Origin of the sequence: Tardiphaga sp. 841_E9_N1_2 (genome assembly GCF_051811065.1) — a bacterium.
Lineage (GTDB): Bacteria > Pseudomonadota > Alphaproteobacteria > Rhizobiales > Xanthobacteraceae > Tardiphaga > Tardiphaga robiniae.
Genome location: NZ_JBPWQC010000001.1, coordinates 990,925 through 1,008,804, shown reverse-complemented (window position 1 = coordinate 1,008,804; position 17,880 = coordinate 990,925). Strand labels below are relative to the sequence as shown.

Annotated in this window: 16 protein-coding genes; all 16 read right to left on the bottom strand. The window is 61.9% G+C overall.

The window, feature by feature from the left end:
• Nucleotides 1-9 precede the first annotated feature (9 nt).
• Nucleotides 10-1,290 (bottom strand): lipoprotein-releasing ABC transporter permease subunit, encoded by a 1,281-nt coding sequence (locus tag AB8A50_RS04740; protein WP_439077033.1) that lies wholly within the window; start codon nt 1,288-1,290, stop codon nt 10-12.
• Between the two features lie 76 nt (nt 1,291-1,366).
• Nucleotides 1,367-2,686 carry a proline--tRNA ligase gene (gene proS / locus AB8A50_RS04735; protein WP_439077032.1) on the bottom strand — a complete coding sequence of 440 codons (1,320 nt, stop codon included), beginning with the start codon at nt 2,684-2,686 and terminating at the stop codon, nt 1,367-1,369.
• A 570-nt stretch (nt 2,687-3,256) separates the two neighbouring features.
• Complete coding sequence (locus tag AB8A50_RS04730; RefSeq protein ID WP_089264551.1) at nt 3,257-3,637, bottom strand: hypothetical protein; 381 nt, start codon at nt 3,635-3,637, stop codon at nt 3,257-3,259.
• A gap of 56 nt (nt 3,638-3,693) precedes the next feature.
• Entirely contained in the window at nt 3,694-3,969 is a 276-nt protein-coding gene (locus AB8A50_RS04725) for a DUF1467 family protein (RefSeq protein WP_439077031.1), read from the bottom strand.
• 7 nt (nt 3,970-3,976) lie between these two features.
• Complete coding sequence (mce, locus tag AB8A50_RS04720; RefSeq protein WP_068730877.1) at nt 3,977-4,399, bottom strand: methylmalonyl-CoA epimerase; 423 nt, start codon at nt 4,397-4,399, stop codon at nt 3,977-3,979.
• Nucleotides 4,400-4,430: 31 nt separating this feature from the next.
• Nucleotides 4,431-6,095 carry a ribonuclease J gene (locus tag AB8A50_RS04715; protein ID WP_439077030.1) on the bottom strand — a complete coding sequence of 555 codons (1,665 nt, stop codon included), beginning with the start codon at nt 6,093-6,095 and terminating at the stop codon, nt 4,431-4,433.
• Nucleotides 6,092-6,910, bottom strand: a complete 819-nt coding sequence (locus AB8A50_RS04710) for a biotin--[acetyl-CoA-carboxylase] ligase (RefSeq protein WP_439077029.1) — start codon at nt 6,908-6,910, stop codon at nt 6,092-6,094. The genes AB8A50_RS04715 and AB8A50_RS04710 overlap by 4 nt, the downstream gene beginning before the upstream one ends.
• Complete coding sequence (nuoN, locus tag AB8A50_RS04705; protein WP_439077028.1) at nt 6,911-8,347, bottom strand: NADH-quinone oxidoreductase subunit NuoN; 1,437 nt, start codon at nt 8,345-8,347, stop codon at nt 6,911-6,913.
• Nucleotides 8,348-8,372: 25 nt separating this feature from the next.
• Entirely contained in the window at nt 8,373-9,878 is a 1,506-nt protein-coding gene (locus tag AB8A50_RS04700; protein ID WP_439071513.1) for an NADH-quinone oxidoreductase subunit M, read from the bottom strand.
• Nucleotides 9,879-9,892: 14 nt separating this feature from the next.
• The gene (gene nuoL / locus AB8A50_RS04695) at nt 9,893-11,977 is read right to left on the bottom strand and encodes an NADH-quinone oxidoreductase subunit L (protein WP_439077027.1); all 2,085 of its coding nucleotides are present in this window, start codon (nt 11,975-11,977) and stop codon (nt 9,893-9,895) included.
• A gap of 7 nt (nt 11,978-11,984) precedes the next feature.
• A complete protein-coding gene (nuoK, locus tag AB8A50_RS04690; protein WP_068730883.1) occupies nt 11,985-12,293 on the bottom strand; it encodes an NADH-quinone oxidoreductase subunit NuoK in 309 nt (102 codons plus the stop codon).
• Nucleotides 12,290-12,928 carry an NADH-quinone oxidoreductase subunit J gene (locus tag AB8A50_RS04685; protein WP_068730884.1) on the bottom strand — a complete coding sequence of 213 codons (639 nt, stop codon included), beginning with the start codon at nt 12,926-12,928 and terminating at the stop codon, nt 12,290-12,292. The genes nuoK and AB8A50_RS04685 overlap by 4 nt, the downstream gene beginning before the upstream one ends.
• 9 nt (nt 12,929-12,937) lie before the next feature.
• Nucleotides 12,938-13,426 carry an NADH-quinone oxidoreductase subunit NuoI gene (gene nuoI / locus AB8A50_RS04680; RefSeq protein ID WP_089264557.1) on the bottom strand — a complete coding sequence of 163 codons (489 nt, stop codon included), beginning with the start codon at nt 13,424-13,426 and terminating at the stop codon, nt 12,938-12,940.
• 7 nt (nt 13,427-13,433) lie between these two features.
• A complete protein-coding gene (gene nuoH, locus AB8A50_RS04675; RefSeq protein ID WP_089264558.1) occupies nt 13,434-14,459 on the bottom strand; it encodes an NADH-quinone oxidoreductase subunit NuoH in 1,026 nt (341 codons plus the stop codon).
• Nucleotides 14,460-14,463: 4 nt separating this feature from the next.
• Nucleotides 14,464-16,533, bottom strand: a complete 2,070-nt coding sequence (gene nuoG, locus AB8A50_RS04670; protein WP_231081148.1) for an NADH-quinone oxidoreductase subunit NuoG — start codon at nt 16,531-16,533, stop codon at nt 14,464-14,466.
• Between the two features lie 11 nt (nt 16,534-16,544).
• Entirely contained in the window at nt 16,545-17,870 is a 1,326-nt protein-coding gene (gene nuoF, locus AB8A50_RS04665; protein ID WP_068730888.1) for an NADH-quinone oxidoreductase subunit NuoF, read from the bottom strand.
• Between the last annotated feature and the right edge of the window lie 10 nt (nt 17,871-17,880).

The window sequence follows — 17,880 nt, the reverse complement described above, 5'->3', positions numbered from 1 at the left end:
ATCAGTCACTCACTCGTATCTTAGCGCATCGACGGGATCGAGGCGCGCGGCGCGCCACGACGGGTAGAGGGTCGCCAGGAACGACAGCGTCAGCGCCATGATCACGACCGCGCTGGTCTCGCCGACGTCGACCTCGGCCGGCAGCTTGGACAGGAAATACAGTTCCGGCGAGAACAGCTCCGTGGATGTCATCCACGAGATGAATTGCCGGATCGTCTCGATGTTGAAGCAGACCAGTAGTCCAACAAAGAAGCCGACCAGCGTGCCGACCACGCCGATCGCAGCACCCGTGATCAGGAACACTCGCATGATCGAGCCTTGAGAGGCGCCCATGGTGCGCAGGATCGCGATATCGCTGCCCTTGTCCTTCACCAGCATGATCAGGCCGGAGACGATGTTCAGCGCCGCCACCAGCACGATCAGCGTCAGGATCAGGAACATGACGTTGCGCTCGACCTGCAGCGCATTGAAGAAGGTCGAGTTGCGCTGCCGCCAATCGACGATGAAGATCGGTCGCCCGGCCGCCTCGGTCACGAGCTTGCGATACTCGTCGATCCTGTCGGGATTGTTGGTGTAGACCTCGATCGAGGTCACGTCAGAGGGGCGATTGAAGTAAGTCTGCGCCTCGGCCAGCGGCATGAACACGAAGGTCGAGTCATATTCCGACATGCCGATCTCGAAGACGGCAACAACCTTGTAGGGCTTGATCCGCGGCGTCGTGCCCATCGGGGTCACCGCCCCCTTCGGCGAGATCAACGTGATCATGTCGCCGGCATGGATCGAGAGCTGATCTGCCAGCCGCCGACCGATCGCCACACCCTGCCCGTCATCGAAGCCTTCGAGCGTGCCCTGCTTGATGTTCTTGGCGATCGACGTGAGGTTATTGAGATCGCCAGAGCGAATACCGCGGATAAAGATGCCGGCAGCACCGAACGCGGATGATCCCAATCCCTGGCCATCCACGACCGGCGCCGCGAGACGAATGCCATTCACGCCGCTGATGCGGTCGGCGACATCCTTCCAGTCGGTCAGAGGACTTTCCAGCGGCTGCACCAGCAGATGCCCGTTGAGACCCAGGATCTTGTCGAGCAGCTCCTTGCGGAAGCCGTTCATCACGGCCATCACGATGATCAGCGTGGCAACGCCGAGCATGATGCCGAGGAACGAGAAGCCGGCAATGACGGAGATGAATCCCTCTTTACGGCGCGCGCGGAGATAGCGTCCGGACAGCAGCCATTCGAAGGCGGCGAAGGGTGGGGTTCGAACTGGCTCGCTCATGGCATCATCCATCGCCCGACTCCCATACGAATCGGGCTTATTCTAGCCGCATCGTGAGTGATGCGGCGACCACACAGTGGATAAGTCGTCAGGACGTCAGCTTTGCGACGACCTCAGCGGCACTGATATTCTCACGCGAACCGTCATCGCGCCGCTTCAGCTCGACCTTGCCTTCGGCCAGCCCCTTCGGGCCAACGAGGATCTGCCAAGGCACACCGATCAGGTCAGCGGTGGCAAACTTGCCGCCGGCGCGCTGGTCGGTGTCGTCATAGAGCACATCGACGCCCTTGGCCGAGAGCTCCTTGTAGAGCGCCTCGCAGGCCGCATCCGTATCGGGCGCGCCCTGCTTCAGGTTGAGGATCGCAGCACGGAACGGCGCCACTTCCTCGGGCCACTTGATGCCGTTCTCGTCGTGGCAGGCCTCGATGATCGCGCCCAGCAGCCGCGACACGCCGACGCCATAGGAGCCGCCATGGATCGGCGTCTCCGCGCCATCGGCGCCCGCAACGGTTGCCTTCATCGCGTCGGAATATTTGGTGCCGAAATAGAAGATCTGGCCGACTTCGATACCGCGGGTGTTGAGCCGCCGCTCGGCCGGCACTTCGCTCTCGAACCGCGCGGCGTCGTGGACGTCTTCGGTTGCCGCATAGATCGAGGTCCACTGATTGATGATGCCCGTGAGATCACCGCTATAGTCGACATCGGCCGGCGGGATCGGCAGATCGAGCACGTTCTTGTCGCAGAATACGCCGGACTCGCCGGTTTCGGCGAGCACGATGAATTCGTGGGAGTGATCGCCGCCGATCGGTCCGGTCTCGGCGCGCATCGGGATCGCTTTGAGGCCCATGCGCGCGAAGGTGCGCAGATAGGCGACGAACATCTGATTGTAGGAATGTTTCGCCGCGGCTTCGTCGATGTCGAACGAATAGCCATCCTTCATCAAGAATTCGCGGCCGCGCATCACGCCGAAACGCGGACGCTGCTCGTCGCGGAATTTCCACTGGATGTGGTACAGGTTCAGCGGCAGGCTCTTGTAGGACTTCACATAGCTGCGGAAGATCTCGGTGATCATTTCCTCGTTGGTCGGCCCGTAGAGAAGCTCCCGCTTGTGGCGGTCCACGATGCGCAGCATCTCCGGCCCATAGGCGTCGTAGCGCCCACTTTCGCGCCAGAGATCGGCGAGCTGCAATGTCGGCATCAGGAGCTCGATGGCACCCGCCCGGTTCTGCTCCTCGCGGACGATCGCCTCGATCTTCTTCAGCACCCGCAGGCCCAGCGGCAACCAGGCATAGATGCCGGCGGCCTCCTGACGGATCATGCCCGCGCGCAGCATCAGCCGGTGCGAGACGATCTCGGCTTCCTTCGGCGTTTCCTTGAGAATGGGCAGAAAATAGCGCGACAATCGCATGGTTAGGCCTGGGAATCGGAGGGACACGGGAGAACGCGAGTGAAACCGGATCGGCCGCCAAAATACAAGGGCGACGGGTCGGACGCCGGGCAGTCTAGGACATGGAGCCGGCAATCGGGGCTTAATTCCGTTCGCCTGGCGAATTGCTCCCCAGGCTGTCAAATATCTCCATTTCCGATGCCGGCCAGACGACCCCAGCGTGACCGGAAATCGCGTAAAAGGTCGCGATTCTATCCTTGGCCTAAATTTTGAACACACATTGCCGAAATTGGTGACAAACAAAAAAAGTTAAGCTACGACTCACAGCTCAGGCGGTTCGTAAGGACAGAGTCTGGTGGTCCAAGTCTCGGGAGGAGCCCTGACGCGCTCAAGCAGCGTCAACCCGCTAAGCAAGGATAAAATCCAAAGTTTGGGGTAATAGGGTCGACACAATTTTCCGAGCAGGGCTGCGGCCCTGCTCTTTTTTTTTCGGCAGATTCCCGACAACGACAGTGACGCTTCACATGGTCCGAGACGAAAAAAGGCCGGCATCCATGCCGGCCTTTTTTCGGAGATGCAAAGCGCCGCGTACTACAGCGCACCACCCTTCGGCTTGATGCCCGACAGCCACGAACAGACCAGGCCCTGTACCGCGCCGACGATCCCGAATGTAAGAATCTGACGCAGCGGGATCGACACCGACGTCCAGATCAACATCATCCCGATACTCACGACATAGCCAGTAAGCGCCGAGGTCAGCACCTTCGGCCACAGTTGCATCTTGTCTTCCAGGAACCAGTCCTCGAGCCACATCACCAGCGACGGGATCAGCCCGAACCAGTAGGCAAAGGGCAATCCCATGATGAAGCCGGGAAAGCCGCCGATGATCCTGCCGCTGGCAATTTCGCGCAGTTCAAAGACCGCGAAGCCGACGGCCGGCCCAAGCAACAGAAAAAGCAGAAAGCGCTTCATGCGTCAGCTCCGTATCGACACCTGAAAGGACAGACTCCGCAGGTTAAAGATCGCTCTCAGATCGGCACGCCCATCAGCTTCGAGAGCCGCTCGATGTTGAAGTAGTCCATGCGATACGCATACATGCCGCCCGCGAACAGCACCGCGGAAATCAGTGTGGTCCAGATCAGCTTGCGCCCCATCCGCGCCAGCACAGGCGCACCGGGATCGGTGCCGTCGGTGCCCTCGCCATCCTCATGCTGGCTGCGCACGCCGAATGGCAGCGTCAGGAACAGCGTGATCCACCAGATGACGAAATAGACCGCGAGCGACGTCGAGATCGTATAGGCCATCGCGTCCTCAGGACTGTTCGATTTCGGAAGCTTGTTCGATCTCTACCAGCGCGCCCGAGAAATCCTTGGGATGCAGGAACAGCACAGGCTTGCCGTGGGCGCCGATCTTCGGCTGGCCGTCGCCAAGCACGCGCGCGCCTTCCTTGATCAGGTTGTCGCGTGCCGCGATGATATCCGGCACTTCGTAACAGATGTGATGAATGCCGCCGTCAGGATTGCGCTCGACGAATTTGGCGATCGGCGAGTCCGCGCCGAGCGGCTGGATGAATTCGATCTTGGTATTCGGCAGCGTCGCGAACACCGTGATTACGCCATGCTCCGGCAGCGGCACGGTCGCGGAAATCTCGGCACCGAAGGCGGTGCCGTAGATCTTCGCAGCTTTCTCCGCATCGGCGACGGCAATCGCCACATGATTGAGCCGGCCCAGCATGGTGTCCTCCGTAGTCTTTGTTTCTTTGCTTTTAGTCTTCGACCTGCAGGATGTGAACGTAACACATCGTCTTCTTGCCCCATTGATCGGCGAGTGACGAGCGGACGGCGCGTCGCACCGACTCCGCCATCGCATCGGAATCGCGCTTGCGCGCCTTGGGCAGGTTCTCGACGATGTTGACGACGATATCGAACACGACATCCTCCATCACCTCGCCCTTGAGGTTCTTTTCGGGAATGCCGATCAGGTCGACCGCAGGGTCATCGACCAGTTCGCCCTTCATGGTCACGGCCAGTGCCACGAAAGCACAGCCGGCAAAGGACAGCCGGCGCCGCTCGCTTACGGCACGAGACTTGGAATCCTCGAGAATGAGGCCGTCCTTGAACATGCGGCCCGACGGCAGTTCGTCGATGACGGCAGCATCGCCCGGCGCCAGGCGCACGAGGTCGCCGTTCTTGACGATCATGGTGCGCGGCACGCCGCAGGCGCGCGCGAGCTTGGCATGCTCGTGCAGATGCAGCGCCTCGCCATGGACGGGGATAAGCAGCTGCGGCCGCACCCAGGAGATCATGTCGCGCAATTCGTCGCGGCGCGGATGGCCGGACACATGCACCAGCGCATCGCGATCGGTGATCACCTCGATGCCCTGCGTGACAAGACCGTTGATGATGGTGCCGACCGCCTTCTCGTTGCCCGGAATGGTCCGCGACGAGAAGATCACCGTGTCGCCCTTGTTGAGTGTGACCATCGGATGATCGTCGCTGGCGATACGCGCCAGCGCCGCGCGCGCTTCACCCTGGCTGCCCGTGCACAGCGCCACCACCTTGTCCGGCGGGAAATGGCCGTAATAGTCGGCGTTGCGGAACGCCGGCAGTCCATCGAGATAGCCGCATTCGCGGGCCACCTGCACGACGCGCTCCATGGCGCGGCCGACCAGCACCACTTCGCGGCCCGCGGCCTGCGCCGCTTCGGCAACGGCCCGCAACCGCGCCACGTTCGATGCAAAAGTCGTGACCGCGACGCGGCCCTTGGCAGCCTTCACCAGTTTGGTGAGCGTGGCGGCAACCTCCGTTTCGGACGGTGAGCGGCCATCGCGCACCGCATTCGTGGAGTCGCCGATGATGGCCAGTACGCCGGCATCACCGAGTTCGCGCAGCCGCTTTTCGTCGGTTGGCAGGCCGATGATCGGCGTCGGATCGATCTTCCAGTCACCGGTATGCAGCACGGTGCCGAGCGGCGTGTGCAGCGCGATCGCATGGGATTCCGGAATCGAATGCGCAACCGGAATGAACTCGATATCGAACGGGCCGAGATTGATGCGGCCGCCCGATGGCACCACGGTGACGGGGATCTTCGGCGGATTGCGCTCGCTGGCGCATTTGGCTTCAAACAATGCGGCGCTGAACTGCGTCGCATAGATCGGGCATTTCAGCTTGGGCCACAGGTCGATGATGGCGCCGAAATGGTCCTCATGGGCATGGGTGAGCACGAGACCGACGAGATTCTTCTTTTCCTTTTCCAGGAAGCGCACGTCGGGCATCACCAGATCGATGCCGGGCAGATGTTCCTCGTCGCCGAAATAGACGCCGAGGTCGATCGCCAGCCACTTCCCGGCCAGGCCATAGATCGACAGGTTCATGCCAATCTGGCCGACGCCTCCCAGCGGTGCGAAGGTCAATTCGTTGGGTCGCGTCATTTGCGTGCTGTCCTTGTCGACGCGGCCGATCCGAAATGAACGTCGCCGGCGGTAATAGGGATTCGCCGGCGATCCGCTGTCGCGACAATCATACAACCGGCCTCATCAATGGTGTCGAAAATTCCCGAAATCGTCTGTACCCCGTTGTCCACGGACACCGGCTGACCGATCCCTGCTGCGCGTTCCAGCCACTGTCGCCGGATCTCGGCAAACCCGCGGCCGGAATCCCAGATGCCGCGCATCTCCTGCCAAGTGTCCGAAAGCGCCGCAAACAGGTCTTCGGCGCTGGCGCTGACGCCCATCGCATGCAGGCAAGCAACCGGATAAGGCATATTGTCGGGGGCCGCCACCACATTGGTGCCGATGCCGACGACAACAGCAAGCTGGCCGTTCGGCGCTGCCTCCGCCTCCAGATTCATTCCGACCAGCTTGTGCCCGCCTGCCAGAACGTCGTTCGGCCATTTCAGCCGATAATCATTCGCGGCCGACTGCGGCGCCCGCATCGCGGCTTCGACGCTGATCTGTCGGAGCGCCTTCTCAACGGCAACGCCGGCCGCAAAGCCCAGCGTCGCCGCAACTGAGGGCGTCACATCAAGAACTTCCAGCACCGAACTGGCGAGGTTCCCGCGGGGAGCGACCCACGGCCGATGCCGCCGCCCACGTCCCGCAGTCTGTTCCGTTGTGACAAACCACATCGGACCGCGCTCGCCTGCGCGCGCGCGGTCCATGGCTTCCGTATTGGTCGAACCGGTTGTGTCGAATGCGGCGAGCTTCGTGCCCGCCGCGAGGGCTCGGGGACCGAGCGAAAATACCATCTAGAACAGCGACTTCGCTGCGAATGCCGCCGCGCTGACCAGAGGCGCCGGATAGACGAAGAACAACACGTTGAAGAGACCCGCCACTGCCAGCACCGTGCGCAGTTCAACGCGCATCGGATCGAGCTTCCCGACCGGCTCGTCGAAATACATCAGCTTCACGATGGACAGGTAGTAGAACGCACCCACCACGCTGGCCAACACACCGACCACGGCCAGTACGAACAGGCCCGACTTGATGGCCGCCATGAAGACGTAGAACTTGCCGAAGAAGCCGGCCAGCGGCGGCACGCCTGCCAGCGAGAACAGGAACATCGCGAAGAAGAAGGCGATGATCGGATTGGTGCGCGACAGGCCGGCGAAATCCTTGATCGTCTCAACGGGCTGGCCATTGCGCTTCATGGTCAGGATGATGGCGAAGGTGCCGAGGGTCATCGCGACATAGATCGCGATATAGACCAGCACACCCTGCGCACCCTCCTGCGTGCCGGCGGCAAGGCCGACCAGCGCGAAGCCCATATGGCCGATCGACGAATAGGCCATCAGGCGCTTGATGTTGGTCTGGCCGATGGCGGCGAACGAGCCCAGCACCATCGAGGCCAGCGACACGAACACCACGACCTGCTGCCATTGCACCACGATGCCCGGGAACGCCGTCAGCGTGACGCGGGTGAACACAGCGAGTGCTGCAACCTTCGGGGCCGAGGCGAAGAAGGCGGTGACGGGCGTCGGTGCGCCTTCGTAGACATCGGGCGTCCACATGTGGAACGGCACGGCCGAAACCTTGAAGCAGAGGCCGGCAAGCAGAAACACTAGGCCGAACACCAGGCCGATATTGCCGGTCTTGGCTTCGGCGGCGATGCCGGCGAAGGACACCGTGCCGGTAAAGCCGTAGATCATAGAAGCGCCGTAGAGCAGCATGCCGGACGACAGCGCGCCCAGCACGAAATACTTCAGGCCGGCTTCGGTCGACTTCGCATTGTCGCGGTTGGACGCTGCGACGACATAGAGCGCAAGGCTCATCAGTTCGAGGCCGAGATACAGCATAATCAGGTCGCCAGCCGAGATCAGCACCATCATGCCGAGCGTCGAGAGCAGCACCAGAATGGCGTATTCGAAAATACGACGGGACTGGTCCGCGAGGAATTCACGCGACAGGATCAGCGTCACGGCCGACGCGATAATCGCCAGCACCTTCAGGAAGCGCGCATAATCGTCGACGATGAAGCTGTCGCCGAAGGTGACATGCTTGCCCGCAGGCAGCATGATTTCAGCCGCGCCGACCACCACCAGCAGACAGACGGCGAGCGTGGTGACCAAGCCCGTGACCTTCGGTCCGTTGAAGGCACCGATCATCAGCAGCACCATGGCGCCAACCGCGAGCATCAGCTCCGGCAGTACGGGCAGCAGGGAATATCCGGCGGTCGTAATCGTCATTGCGCGTTATCCTGATCTGCTGCGGTCATTGCAGCAGCGCGGCTGCCTTCACGGCAGACGTTGCAGCAGCGTAATTGTTAACGAGGAGCTGGATCGAAGCCGCCGACATGTCGAGCACCGGCTTCGGATAGACTCCGAACAGAATGGTGAGAATGACCAGCGGCACCAGCACCAGGCCTTCCCGGAACGTGATGTCCTTGATGCCCTGCAGCGCAGGCTTGGTCAGTTCACCGAACACGACCTTGCGGTACAGCCACAGTGCATAGGCCGCCGACAGGATCACGCCGATGCTGGCGAATGTCGCCGTCGGGATCGAGACCTTGAAGGTGCCGATCAGCGTCAGGAATTCACCGACGAAGCCGGAGGTGCCGGGCAGACCGACATTGGCCATCGTGAAGACCATGAACAGCGCCGCATAGATCGGCATCCGATTGACGAGGCCGCCATAGGCCGCGATCTCACGGGTATGCAGGCGGTCGTAGACGACGCCGACGCAGAGGAAAAGCGCGCCCGACACGATGCCGTGCGACACCATCTGGAACACCGCGCCGGAGACGCCCTGTGTCGTGCCGGCGAAGATGCCCATGGTCACATAGCCCATATGCGCGACCGACGAGTAAGCGATCAGCTTCTTGATGTCTTCCTGCATCAGCGCGACCAGCGACGTGTAGACGATCGCAATCACGGAGAGCGTCCAGACCATCGGCGCGAAATAGAGAGAGGCATCCGGGAACATCGGCAGCGAGAAGCGCAGGAAGCCGTAACCGCCCATCTTCAGCATGATCGCGGCCAGCACGACTGAACCTGCCGTCGGCGCTTCCACGTGTGCGTCAGGCAGCCAGGTGTGCACCGGCCACATCGGCATCTTGACCGCGAAGGACGCGAAGAATGCCAACCACGCCCATGTCTGCAGGTTGCGCGGCACGGCGGTGTGCATCAGCGTCGGGATATCGGTCGTCCCGGCGTTCCAGTACAGCGCCATGATGGCCAGCAGCATCAGCACCGAGCCGAGGAACGTGTAGAGGAAGAACTTGAACGAGGCGTAGACGCGGCGCGGGCCGCCCCAGATGCCGATGATCAGGAACATCGGGATCAGGCCGCCTTCGAAGAACAGATAGAACAGCACCAGATCCAGCGCCGAGAAGGTGCCGATCATCAGCGTTTCCAGGAACAGGAAGGCGATCATGTATTCGCGAACGCGCTTGGTGACCGACTTCCAGCTGCACAGGATGCAAAACGGCATCAGCGCCGTGGTCAGGATCACGAAGGGCAGCGAAATGCCGTCCACGCCCATATGGTAGTTGATGGTCGCGGCCAGCCACGGCGCCTTTTCGACGAACTGGAAGTCGCCGTTCGACGGATCGAAGCGCATCACCAGGATCAGCGAGACCGCAAAGGTGATCAGCGTGGTCCAGAGTGCGATCCAGCGGGCATTGCCCTGCGCAGCCTCATCGTCGCCGCGGCTGAGATAAATCAGGATCGCGCCGACGATCGGCAGGAAGGTGACGACCGAAAGAACCGGCCATGTCATGACGGACGCCATTGTTACTGGCCCCCCAGGCCGAAGATAAACCAGGTGATCAACCCGGCGACGCCGATCAGCATCGCGAAGGCATAGTGATAGAGGTAGCCGGTCTGCAGCTTGACCACGCCGCGCGTGATATTGAGCACGCGGGCCGAAACACCATCAGGCCCGAGGCCGTCGATGATCATGCCGTCGCCCTTCTTCCACAGGAAGTGGCCGATCCACTTGGCCGGACGAACGAAGATAATCTCGTAGAGCTCGTCGAAGTACCACTTGTTGAGCAGGAACTTGTAGAGCAGCGGATGCTGGTTCGCGAGTTCGACAGGCAAATACGGCTTGCGAACATAGAACAGATACGAAATCAGGAAACCGAGCACCATCATCACGGTCGGCACATAGGGCACCCAGCCCGGGATGTGATGCATCTCTTCGATGATGTGCGGGTTCATCTTCAGCGATTCCCGGAAGAACTCGCCGACGTGATGACCAGCAAAGAGCTCCTTGAACGGGAAGCCTGCGGCGAACGATCCGATGCCCAGCACGGCCAGCGGGACCAGCATCCACAGCGGCGCTTCATGTGCTGCATCGTAATGCTTCTTGTCGTGCGGCTCGCCATGGAACGTCTTGAACACCAGACGCCATGAATAGAACGAGGTCAGCAGCGCCGCGACCACGGTCATCAGGAAGCCGTAGAAGGCGAACTGGGTGTGCGAGGCGTAAGCCGCTTCGATGATCGCGTCCTTCGAGAAGTAGCCGGCCGTGAACGGAAATCCGGTCAGCGCCAGCGTACCGATGGTCATCATCGCATAGGTGAACGGGATCTTGTTCCACAGGCCACCCATCTTGCGGATGTCCTGCTCGTGATGCATCGCGTAGATCACCGAGCCCGAGCCCAGGAACAGCAGCGCCTTGAAGAAGGCGTGCGTGAACAGGTGGAACATGGCGACCGAGTAAGCCCCCGTCCCCAGCGCCACGAACATGTAACCGAGCTGCGAACAGGTCGAGTAAGCGACGATGCGCTTGATGTCGTTCTGCACCAGACCGATGGTCGCGGCGAAGAATGCAGTGGTCGCGCCAACCAGCATCACGACGGCCTGTGCATTCGGTGCGAGTTCGAACAGCGGCGACATGCGCGCCACCATGAACACACCCGCGGTGACCATGGTCGCCGCATGGATCAGCGCCGACACAGGCGTCGGGCCTTCCATCGCGTCCGGCAACCAGGTGTGCAGCAGAAACTGGGCTGACTTGCCCATCGCGCCGACGAACAGCAGCAGACAGGTCAGTGTCAGCGCATCGGCGTGCCAGCCGAAGAAGTTGATCGTCTTGCCGGTCAGTCCGGGCGCGCTGGCGAAGATGGTGTCGAGATCGGTCGAGCCGACCAGCATGAACAGCGCGAAGATGCCGAGCAGGAAGCCGAAGTCGCCGACGCGGTTGACCACGAAGGCCTTGATCGCCGCCGCATTGGCCGAGGGCTTCTTGAACCAGAAACCGATCAGCAGGTAGCTGGCCAGACCCACGCCTTCCCAGCCGAAGAACAGCTGCAGCAGGTTATCCGCGGTCACCAGCATCAGCATCATGAAAGTGAACAGCGACAGATACGCCATGAAGCGTGGCCGGTTCGGATCGTCTTCCATATAGCCGAGCGAATAGATGTGCACGAGCGACGACACCGTGGTGACGACGACGAGCATCACGGCGGTCAGCGTGTCGACGCGCAGCGTCCAGGACAGCTGCAGATCGCCTGAATTGATCCAGTTCAGCAGCACGACGCGGGCATCGTGATGCATGAAGGCGACGTCCACGAAGGTCATCCAGGACAGCACCGCCGACACCACCAGAAGACCGGCGGTGATCAGCTCGGCCGCACGCGAGCCGAGTGCGGCCGGCTCGGCAACGTGGTGATGGTCGTCGTGATCATCGTGACCATGATCGTCATGCCCATGCGCAGCATGTGCATGCGCGCTGGCATCGCCGTGACCGTGGTCGTCATGCGCATGGTCCATCTCGTCGCCGCTCGGGTTACGCCCATGCGCACCCAGAATGGCGATGAAGCCTGCGATCAGCGCGCCGATCAGCGGCAGGAATACAAGAGCCTGGATCATAACTGGCTCAGCCCTTCATCAGATTGACGTCTTCAACCGCGATCGAGCCGCGGTTGCGGAAATAGACCACCAGCACGGCGAGACCGATCGCTGCTTCCGCAGCGGCCACGGTCAGCACAAGCAGCGCGAACACCTGCCCGACGATGTCGCCGAGGAAGGTCGAGAACGCCACCATGTTGATGTTGACGGCGAGCAGGATCAGCTCGATCGACATCAGGATGACGATGATGTTCTTGCGGTTCAGGAAGATGCCGAGAATGCCCAGCGTGAACAGGATCGCTGCGACCGCCAGATAGTGTCCGAGACCGATCGTCATTTGACCCAGCTCCCCGCGTCGGCGTCCTGCAGGCCCTGCCCGGTCGCGACCTTGCGCACTTCCATCGCCAGTTCCGGATTGCGCGCGTTCTGAACATTGATGTCCTGGCGCCGGACTTTGACCTTGTGACGCAGCGTCAGCACGATCGCGCCGATCATCGCCACCAGCAGCACCATGCCGGCCAGCTGGAAGTAATGGATGTACTTCGTATAGAGCACGAGGCCGAGCGCCTCGGTATTGCTCACATTCGTCGGGATGGCCGCCGTGATCGACTTGGTGACGTTCGGGTTCATCACCCAGCCACCTGCGACCAGCAGCAATTCGGCGAGGAAGATCGCGCCGATCACGAGACCAAACGGCAGATACTGAATGAAGCCTTCGCGCAGCTGCGTGAAGTCCACGTCGAGCATCATGATGACGAACAGGAACAGCACCGCGACGGCGCCGACATAGACGACGATCAGCAGCATCGCCAGGAATTCGGCGCCCATCAGCACGAACAGGCCCGAGGCGTTGACGAAGGCCAGGATCAGGAACAGCACGGAATGCACAGGATTGCGCGAGGCAATCACCATGACCGCGGAAGCCACGCAGATGCTGGCGAACAGATAGAAGAACAGTGCGGGAAGGATCATCTGGTCACCTTACCGGTACGGCGCGTCGAGTTCGATTGACTTCGCAATCTCGCGCTCCCAGCGGTCGCCGTTGGCGAGCAATTTCGCCTTGTCATAATAGAGTTCCTCACGCGTCTCGGTGGCGAACTCGAAGTTCGGTCCCTCGACGATCGCATCCACCGGACAGGCCTCCTGGCACAGTCCGCAATAGATGCATTTCACCATGTCGATGTCGTAGCGCACGGTACGGCGCGTCCCATCGTTGCGGCGCGGGCCGGCTTCGATGGTGATGGCCTGTGCCGGACACACCGCTTCGCAGAGCTTGCAGGCGATGCAGCGTTCTTCACCGTTCGGATAGCGGCGCAGCGCATGCTCTCCGCGGAAACGCGGCGAGATCGGCCCCTTCTCGAACGGATAATTCAGCGTCGGCTTCGGCTTGAAGAAATACCGCATGGCGAGGACGAACGCCGAAACGAACTCCGCCAGCAGAAGCGAATGAGCTGTTGCCCTGATATTCATAGTGACCTCATTTCGGAGCAAGGCCCCCGAATTGCAGCACGGCAGCGACGATGATGACGTACGCCAACGACAGCGGCAGAAACACCTTCCAGCCCAGACGCATCAGCTGGTCGTAGCGGTAGCGCGGCACGATCGCCTTCGCCATCGCAATCAGGAAGAACATGAACATCACCTTGATGGCGAACCAGATGATGCCTGGCACCCAGGTGAATGGCGCGAACGGGATCGGCGACAGCCAGCCACCCAAAAAGAGGATCGTGGCCAGCGCGCACATGGTAACGATGGCAACGTATTCGCCAAGCATGAACAGCAGATACGGGGTCGAGCCGTATTCGGTCATGAAGCCCGCGACCAGTTCCGATTCCGCTTCGACGAGGTCGAAGGGCGGACGGTTGGTTTCAGCCAGCGCCGAGACGTAGAAGATCACGAACATCGGGAACAGCGGTATCCAGTACCAGCCGAGGATGCCCCACTTCGAGTCCTGCGCGGCGACGATGGCCGTCAGGTTCAGCGAACCAACGCAGAGCAGGACCGTGATGATGACAAAGCCGATCGAGACTTCGTAGGACACCATCTGCGCAGCCGCGCGCAGCGCCGACAGGAACGGATACTTCGAGTTCGACGACCAGCCGGCCATGATGATGCCGTAGACCGACAGCGACGAGATCGCGAAGATATAGAGAACGCCGACATTGATGTCGGAGATCACCCAGCCGAGATCCATCGGGATCACCGCCCAGGCCGCCAGCGCCAGCACGCAGGACACCAGCGGCGCCAGCAGGAACACGCCCTTGTTGGAGCTGGAAGGAACCACCGGCTCCTTCAGCACGAATTTCAACAAGTCCGCGAAGGATTGCAGCAGGCCGAATGGCCCAACCACGTTGGGGCCACGGCGGATCTGTACCGCCGCCCAGATCTTGCGATCAGCCAGCAGGATGTAGGCAATCGCAATCAAGAGCACCACGAGCACAAGGAGGCTCTGCGCGACCATGATGATCAGCGGCCACAGGGTGCTTGTCCAGAATTCAGCCATCGGTTTACTCCGCCGCCGTCAGCATCTGGCCGGAGGCCAGGCGGGAGCATTCCGCCATGATGGCTGACGCACGCGCGATCGGGTTGGTCAGGTAGAAGTCCTCAACGGAGGCCTTGAACGGTGTCTTGTCGACGGTGCCGCCCTTGCCCGCAAGGGTCTTGATCGCACCGGCATCGCCAGCCTCGATCTGATCGATGCGCATCAGGTGCGGGGCAGCCTTGAAGATCGCTTGCCGCAAGGCAGCCAGCGAGTCGTAAGGCAGCTTGTGGCCGAGCACGTCGGACAATGCGCGGATCACCGCCCAGTCCTCGCGGGCATCGCCCGGCGGGAAACCGGCGCGTTCCGCCATCTGCACGCGGCCTTCGGTGTTGACGAAGATGCCGGACTTTTCGGTATAGGCCGCACCCGGCAGGATCACGTCGGCGCGATGCGCACCGCGGTCACCATGGGTGCCGATATAGACGACGAAGGTACCGTCAGCGACTTTCACGTCGTCAGCGCCGAGCGAGAACAGCACGTCGAGCGAACCGGCCGACGTCATCTGCGCGAGGCTCAGGCTGCCCGAGGTCGGCGCGAAGCCGATATCGAGCGCGCCGACCGTCGAGGCTGCCGTCTGCAGCACCGCAAAACCGTTCCAGCCGTCCTTGATCACGCCGAAGTCCGAAGCGAGCTTGGCAGCCGCCGCGAGCACCGCAGCGCCATCGGCACGTGCGGCCACGCCGGCGCCAACCAGCACGATCGGGTGCTTGGCGTTCTTCAGCACATCGGCGAAGGCGTTCTTGCCGGCGGCGAGTTCGGCCAGCGAGTCCGTGCCAGCGCCAAGATAGTCGTAGCGATAGGTCAGATCGGCCTTCTCGCCGATCACGCCGACCTTCAATGCACCGGTGCGCCATGCCTTGCGGATGCGCGCGTTGAGAACGGCGGCTTCCTTGCGCGGATTGGCGCCCACGATCAGCAGCGCGTCGGCCTGCTCGATGCCGGCGATGGTCGGGTTGAAAATGTAGGACGCGCGGCCAGTGGCCGTATCGAAAGCGCCCGCGCTCTGGGTCGCCAGATTGGCCGAACCCATGCTCGCGAGCAGTTGCTTCAGCGCGAACATTTCCTCGACGGCGGCGAGATCGCCAGCGATGGCGCCGATCTTCTTGCTGCCGGCAACCTTCGCAGCGATGGCACTGAACGCTTCAGCCCAGGTCGCAGCGCGCAGCTTGCCGTTGTCGCGGATATAGGGACGATCCAGGCGCTGCGTGCGCAGACCATCGACGATGTGGCGGGTCTTGTCGGAGATCCATTCCTCGTTCACCGCCTCGTTGACGCGCGGCAGGATGCGCATCACTTCGCGGCCACGGGTATCGACGCGGATCGCCGAGCCGACGGCGTCCATGACATCGATGGACTGGGTCTTGCCGAGCTCCCACGGACGCGCGGCGAAAGCGTAAGGCTTCGAGGTCAGCGCACCGACCGGGCAGATATCGACCAGGTTGCCCTGCAGCTCCGAGGTCAGCGCCGTTTCCAGGAACGAGGTGATTTCCATGTCCTCGCCGCGACCGGTCGCGCCCATTTCCGGCACGCCGCAGATTTCGGCGGCGAAGCGGACGCAGCGCGTGCACTGGATGCAGCGATTCATCGAGGTCTTCACCAGCGCACCGAGATACTTGTCCTCGACGGCGCGCTTGTTTTCGGCAAAGCGCGACGTGTCGACGCCATAGCCCATTGCCTGGTCCTGCAGATCGCACTCGCCGCCCTGATCGCAGATCGGGCAATCCAGCGGGTGGTTGATCAGCAGGAATTCCATCACGCCTTCGCGTGCCTTCTTGACCATCGGCGAACGGGTCGAGATTTCCGGCGGTTCTCCCTTGGGACCAGGCCGGCAATCACGCACGCCCCAGGCGCAGCTCGCAACCGGCTTCGGTCCGCCCTTCACTTCGACCAAACACATGCGGCAGTTGCCGGCGATCGAAAGGCGCTCGTGGTAGCAGAAGCGCGGGATTTCGGCGCCGGCGGCTTCACACGCCTGCAGCAGCGTGTATTCCGCGGGGACCTCGATCTCTTTGCCGTCGATGATCAGTTTCGTCATAGCCATGCGCCCTACTCCGCCGCGACCAGATGCGCGGGATCGAGGATGCCCTGATCGTCGAGCGTGGCCTTGCGGCTGAACTCTTCGATGCGGCGTTCGATCTCCGGGCGGAAGGCGCGGATCAGGCCCTGCACCGGCCACGCGGCGGCATCGCCGAGTGCGCAGATGGTGTGGCCTTCAACCTGCTTGGTGACTTCGAGCAGCATGTCGATCTCGCGCTTGTGAGCGCGGCCTTCGACCATGCGGCTCAGCACGCGCCACATCCAGCCGGTGCCTTCACGGCACGGCGTGCACTGGCCGCAACTCTCATGCTTGAAGAAGTAGCTGATGCGGGCAATCGCTGCGACGACATCGGTGGACTTGTCCATGACGATGACGCCGGCGGTGCCGAATGACGACTTCACCGCGCGTGTGCCGTCGAAATCCATGATGAGTTCTTCGCAATCCGCAGCCGGGATCAACGGGCACGATGCGCCGCCCGGGATGATCGCGAGCAGATTGTCCCAACCGCCGCGAATGCCACCGCCGTGTTTCTCGATCAGTTCACGGAACGGAATGCTCATGGCGTCTTCAACGACGCAGGGCGTGTTGACGTGGCCGGAGATGCCGTAAAGCTTGGTGCCGACATTGTTCGGACGGCCGATCGAGGCGAACCATGCCGCGCCGCGGCGCAGGATGTCCGGCGCAACAGCGATCGACTCCACATTGTTCACCGTGGTCGGACAGCCGTAGAGACCGACATTGGCCGGGAATGGCGGCTTCAGGCGCGGCTGGCCCTTCTTGCCTTCAAGGCTTTCGAGCAGTGCAGTCTCTTCGCCGCAGATATAGGCGCCGGCGCCGTGCGCGACATAGAGGTCGAACGGGAAGCCGTGAATGTTGTTCTTGCCGATCAGATTGGCCTCATAGGCCTGATCGATCGCCGCCTGCAGATGCTCGCGCTCCCGAATGAATTCGCCGCGGACATAGATGTAACCGACATGGGCGCCCATGGCGCAGCCGGCGATCAGGCAGCCTTCGACCAGCGTATGCGGATCGTGCCGCATGATCTCGCGGTCCTTGCAGGTGCCGGGCTCGGACTCGTCAGCATTGACGACGAGATAGCTCGGGCGGCCGTCGGCATTGTCCTTGGGCATGAAGGACCACTTCATGCCGGTCGGGAAACCTGCACCGCCGCGGCCACGCAGGCCCGACGCCTTCATCTCGTTGACGATCCAGTCGCGGCCCTTGTCGATGATGGCCTTGGTGCCATCCCAGCCGCCGCGACGGCGTGCGCCTGCGAGGCCCCAGTCGTCGAGGCCGTAGAGATTGCGGAAGATGCGGTCGTTGTCGTCGAGCATGGCTTCCTCG

Excerpts from the sequence above, each read along its gene's own strand:
- AB8A50_RS04710 (WP_439077029.1), bottom strand. The coding sequence starts at position 6,910 with ATGGTATTTTCGCTCGGTCCCCGAGCCCTCGCGGCGGGCACGAAGCTC.
- nuoL (WP_439077027.1), bottom strand. The coding sequence starts at position 11,977 with ATGATCCAGGCTCTTGTATTCCTGCCGCTGATCGGCGCGCTGATCGCA.
- nuoH (WP_089264558.1), bottom strand. The coding sequence starts at position 14,459 with ATGGCTGAATTCTGGACAAGCACCCTGTGGCCGCTGATCATCATGGTC.
- proS (WP_439077032.1), bottom strand. The coding sequence starts at position 2,686 with ATGCGATTGTCGCGCTATTTTCTGCCCATTCTCAAGGAAACGCCGAAG.
- nuoK (WP_068730883.1), bottom strand. The coding sequence starts at position 12,293 with ATGACGATCGGTCTCGGACACTATCTGGCGGTCGCAGCGATCCTGTTC.
- AB8A50_RS04725 (WP_439077031.1), bottom strand. The coding sequence starts at position 3,969 with ATGGCCTATACGATCTCGACGTCGCTCGCGGTCTATTTCGTCATCTGG.
- nuoN (WP_439077028.1), bottom strand. The coding sequence starts at position 8,347 with ATGACGATTACGACCGCCGGATATTCCCTGCTGCCCGTACTGCCGGAG.
- nuoI (WP_089264557.1), bottom strand. The coding sequence starts at position 13,426 with ATGAATATCAGGGCAACAGCTCATTCGCTTCTGCTGGCGGAGTTCGTT.
- AB8A50_RS04740 (WP_439077033.1), bottom strand. The coding sequence starts at position 1,290 with ATGGATGATGCCATGAGCGAGCCAGTTCGAACCCCACCCTTCGCCGCC.
- nuoG (WP_231081148.1), bottom strand. The coding sequence starts at position 16,533 with ATGACGAAACTGATCATCGACGGCAAAGAGATCGAGGTCCCCGCGGAA.
- AB8A50_RS04685 (WP_068730884.1), bottom strand. The coding sequence starts at position 12,928 with ATGATCCTTCCCGCACTGTTCTTCTATCTGTTCGCCAGCATCTGCGTG.
- AB8A50_RS04715 (WP_439077030.1), bottom strand. The coding sequence starts at position 6,095 with ATGACGCGACCCAACGAATTGACCTTCGCACCGCTGGGAGGCGTCGGC.
- nuoF (WP_068730888.1), bottom strand. The coding sequence starts at position 17,870 with ATGCTCGACGACAACGACCGCATCTTCCGCAATCTCTACGGCCTCGAC.
- mce (WP_068730877.1), bottom strand. The coding sequence starts at position 4,399 with ATGCTGGGCCGGCTCAATCATGTGGCGATTGCCGTCGCCGATGCGGAG.
- AB8A50_RS04700 (WP_439071513.1), bottom strand. The coding sequence starts at position 9,878 with ATGACATGGCCGGTTCTTTCGGTCGTCACCTTCCTGCCGATCGTCGGC.
- AB8A50_RS04730 (WP_089264551.1), bottom strand. The coding sequence starts at position 3,637 with ATGAAGCGCTTTCTGCTTTTTCTGTTGCTTGGGCCGGCCGTCGGCTTC.